This window comes from Clostridia bacterium (genome assembly GCA_036562685.1).
Lineage (GTDB): Bacteria > Bacillota > Clostridia > Christensenellales > DUVY01 > DUVY01.
On sequence record DATCJR010000200.1, the window covers coordinates 1 to 4,184 of the forward strand.

A 4,184-nucleotide genomic window follows, 5' to 3' on the forward strand; every position below is an offset into this window, starting at 1 on the left:
GAAAAGGCATATTCACTGTTTACGCCTCTGATTTGTTCTACTTCTAACCTTGTTATAGGCTGTTTGTACGCAATTATCGCCAATACTTCCAAACACGAACGAGACAGTTCTTTTTCTTTTATAGGATTAAGAACTGCAGAAACTTCATCGGCCACGTCAGGATTAGTTGAAAATTGCAATTTGTTGTTAAATTTTATCAATTGAATACCGCAATGCCCGCTATACTTTTTTTCCAATGTATGTATAGCCTCTTCCATCTGATCTTTTTCAATATTAAGTTTTGACATTACATCCTGTTTTGCAACAGGTTCTCCTGCCAAAAATAAAATAGCTTCAAGTATCGAACTAAGTCTTTCAATTTCCATTATCTTCACCTGAGTATGTCAAAATTATATCTCCAAATAGTGTGTTTTGAGTACATCTCAAAAAATGCAGTCTTAACAGTTCCAATAAAGCAAGAAAGGTATTAATCATTTCACTTTTGGTAAAATCTTTTTCAAACAGGTTAAAAAAACTCATCGTCTTTCGGACGCTCAAAATCTGTTTGATTTCCTCTATCTTTTCAGCAACAGTAAAACGATCTTTTACTATTTTTCGCGGTTGTGTAACTCTTTTTTCTAAAGCTAATTTATGTAGCATTGAAGAGAAAGCATCAAGCAATCCATTAAGAGACATATCTTTCAATACAACCTTATAATCATTGACCTTTTCATCTGGCTGCTTATAAAACCTGCTGACATTTTCTTGTTCTTTGAGCTTTTCTCCCGCTTCTTTAAACAGCTTATATTCTTCAAGCTGTTTTATAAGCCGTTCTTTTGGATCGTCTTCTTCAGGTATAAGGTCGTCCATCTTAGGCAACAAAGATTTGACCTTTATCTCCAAAAGCGTGGATGCCACATCTACAAATTCAGCCGCTTTATCCATATCAATGGTATTAAGCTGTTCCATATGAGCCAAAAATTGCTCAGTAATATCGGATACAAAGATGTTCTTAATTTCAATTTTTGCTTCTTTTACCAAATGCAGCAAAAGGTCAAGTGGACCTTCAAAATCTGCAAGCTTAAAAATAAAAAAATCTTCTTTTTGTTCTAATATCTCAGGCATATTATGCTACACCCCAGATAATTTGCCATAACTTTAAAATAGGATTTACAATCCAACGAGAAACAACATTTAACACATAACTCAAAGGATCCAAGAATGGATAAGATATTACCAAATCAGGATAAATATATTCTCCCATTAAGCTTATAACAATCAATCCCAAAAGAATATATTGACCGTATTTTCTCATAAAGACTGTGTAGGGATTTCTTTCTTTAGTAATAGACTCTACTACTCTAAACCCGTCCAAAGGATATATTGGCAGTAAATTAAATATCATCAAATAAATATTAATAAAAATTCCCAAATAGAAAAAATAAAATAAAAATGAAGATATAAAATTTCCTAAACTAAGAATTCTAGTGTAGACCATTAAAGGGACATAAATGCCCATCAAAATAAAAGACAACAAAAAATTTACCGTAACTCCAGCAATAGCTACAGTAAAATAACCCAATCTTTTTCGCTTAAAATTATAAACATTAATTGGAACAGGTTTACCATATCCAACGGGCAAAGTCAAAATCATAAGCAAGCCCAGATAATCAAAATGCCTCATAGGATTAATTGAAATCCTTCCCAAATTTTTTGCAGTCGGATCTCCATTCCATAATGCAACAACTGCATGTGCAACTTCATGTAATATAAGCGCAATCAATAAAACAAATATACGCGCCAAATGATAAGGAAGGTTCATATTTCTCCTACTTCTATGGTTTTTTTATAATAGCATTATAACCTATATCGATTTAAAATGGCAAATCAAAAATTTTAAAAATATAAAACACTTTGAAAATTTGCCTAATTAAAAAATTTACCGTTTCAAATTATAAAACGGTAAAAACTCTTTTTGATGATATTGATTTTACTTTAACCATTCAGGTATAGAATCATGTGATACCAAATCTTCATAGGTTTGAGGCTTTACTATATAATCTGCCTTACCGTCTTTTACCAAAACCATGGGCGGTATTAAGTTTCTATTGTAATTACTTGCCATAGAATAGTTATACGCTCCTGTTGAAAATACAGCCAAAATATCGCCTGTTTTTGTCTTGGGCAACTTGGCGTTTTCTATAATTATATCACCGCTCTCACAGCATTTGCCTGCAATTGTTACAACTTCTTTAGGCATTTCTAAGGCTCTATTTGCCAAAATACAGGAATATTTTGCTTGATATAACGCAAATCTAGGATTATCAAACATTCCGCCGTCAATGGCTATATATTTCTTTAAACCCTTTATTTCCTTGATTGAACCGACCTTGTACAAGGTTATACCAGCTTCACCTACAATTGACCTTCCCGGCTCAAATACAAGCTTAGGTGCTGGAATGTTTTTGGATTCTACAGCTTTTTTTATGGCATCAACAGCCGCCGACATATACTGTTCAAAAGGCAATGGACTGTCTTGATCTGTATAATGTATTCCGTATCCTCCACCCAGATTAATCTCTTGTACAGGCGTATTTAGCTGTTTATGGATAGTAGCTGCAAAGTCTGTCATTTTGTCTATTGCAACTATAAAAGGTTTTGTATCAAAAATCTGCGAACCAATATGGCAATGTATTCCTAAAAAATCAAGACGTTTATTTTGTATTACCGTCCTAACCGCTTCAAAAGCCGAGCCATCAGAAATAGAAAAACCAAATTTAGAATCAGGCAATGATGTCTGAATATAATGATGTGTATGAGCATCAACACCAGGATTTACTCTTACTAAGCATTTAATCTTTTTTTCGCCATTTTGATCGCTAATCTTGGTTAGCAATTCAATATCGTTATAGTTATCTATTACTATACAATGAACTCCTAATTTTACGGCCATTAAAAGTTCTTCATAAGTCTTGTTATTGCCATGAAAATAAATTTTATCCATAGGAAAACCAGCGCTGGCCGCAGTAAAAAGTTCTCCTCCGCTTACCACATCTGCTCCCATATTTTCAGATTGGACAATCTTATATATTGCTTTGGTAGATAATGCTTTTGAAGCAAAACAAACCAAAGAGTTAGGATAATCTTTCAAAACGGTATTATAACTTTTGCATACATTTCTAATATATTTTTCATCTAGAACATATAATGGCGTGCCGTATTTTTCAACTAGGTCAACACAGTCAATCCCGCCTATTTCCAAATGTCCTTTATCGTTTATTTTTAATGTTTCTCTAAATCTCATAAATTTTTCCTTATATATAATTTATCCAACACAAGGTAACATATTAAAGTCTTAAAGTCAAAATTATATCAACTTAATACAATAACATTACATTATAATACTCATAAGCTTTTCAAAAGGTTTTTATATAGATGTAAAAACATTATTTTTTATAAAGAATAATGCCTAAAACGAAAAAACGGCGCAAAGATTTTGTTTACGCCGTTTTTATATTTCTATTAGCTTTTAATGCCAGTATCTAAACATATCCTTTACATTATCTTTATAGCCTTTTTTAGCTACATCTTCGCAAGCTATAATGTTAACAGTTTTGTAAGGTTGACCGTCATATAATACAGTAATTTTTCCTACCACATCACCCTTTTTAACAGGCGCTTTTATATTATTGTTTTCTTGTTTTACTTCAATACTTTTTAATTCATCCGTTTTTTGCTTGAAAATCGAAATATTTTCTTCAGGTTTGACCTCTACGCAATCTTTTTTGCCTCTATTTACTTTTACACCTTTTTCTAGGTTGTTTTCGGCAGATACAATAACTTTGTTTTCATAGTTTGCAAAGCCCATATTAAACAGCTTGGATACTTCTGCAAAGCGTGTCTTGCTATCGCTTGCTCCTATTACTGTACTAATTAATCTCAAATTATTTCTTTTTGCGGTTGCAGATAAGCAATGACCAGCTTCGGAAGTATAGCCTGTTTTTCCGCCGTCGCAGCCCTCATAAAAGCGTGAAAGTTTATTGGTATTAGTTAATTCAGTTTCGCGCCCGCCTTTATGAATCATTTTATCCATCCAAATCTTAGAGTGTAAGAAATATTCTTTGTGCTTTAATAACTCATGCAACATTGTGCTTACATCTTTTGCACATGAATAACCGCCTGGTGCAGGCAAACCGGTACAATTT

Annotated in this window: 5 protein-coding genes; all 5 read right to left on the minus strand. The window is 32.8% G+C overall.

Features of this window, described 5'->3' with window-relative positions; all coding sequences use genetic code 11:
• Positions 1-365, minus strand: a 365-nt coding sequence (locus VIL26_08645; GenBank protein ID HEY8390993.1) for an SMC-Scp complex subunit ScpB, incomplete at its 3' end; no start/stop codon positions are given.
• Positions 355-1,104: a segregation/condensation protein A gene (locus VIL26_08650; protein ID HEY8390994.1), complete on the minus strand. Its 750-nt coding sequence runs from the start codon at positions 1,102-1,104 to the stop codon at positions 355-357. The genes VIL26_08650 and VIL26_08645, both read right to left, overlap by 11 nt.
• Before the next feature lies 1 nt (position 1,105).
• Positions 1,106-1,801, minus strand: coding sequence for a site-2 protease family protein (locus VIL26_08655; GenBank protein ID HEY8390995.1), 696 nt, complete (start codon positions 1,799-1,801; stop codon positions 1,106-1,108).
• 168 nt (positions 1,802-1,969) lie between these two features.
• The gene (lysA, locus tag VIL26_08660) at positions 1,970-3,283 is read right to left on the minus strand and encodes a diaminopimelate decarboxylase (GenBank protein HEY8390996.1); all 1,314 of its coding nucleotides are present in this window, start codon (positions 3,281-3,283) and stop codon (positions 1,970-1,972) included.
• Positions 3,284-3,508: 225 nt separating this feature from the next.
• Positions 3,509-4,184 (minus strand): D-alanyl-D-alanine carboxypeptidase (locus VIL26_08665; GenBank protein ID HEY8390997.1); only part of this gene is annotated, 676 nt, incomplete at its 5' end.

What these genes read in the sequence shown, in the direction of transcription:
- VIL26_08655 (HEY8390995.1), bottom strand. Translation starts at nt 1,801, where the DNA reads ATGAACCTTCCTTATCATTTGGCGCGTATATTTGTTTTATTGATTGCG.
- VIL26_08650 (HEY8390994.1), bottom strand. Translation starts at nt 1,104, where the DNA reads ATGCCTGAGATATTAGAACAAAAAGAAGATTTTTTTATTTTTAAGCTT.
- lysA (HEY8390996.1), bottom strand. Translation starts at nt 3,283, where the DNA reads ATGAGATTTAGAGAAACATTAAAAATAAACGATAAAGGACATTTGGAA.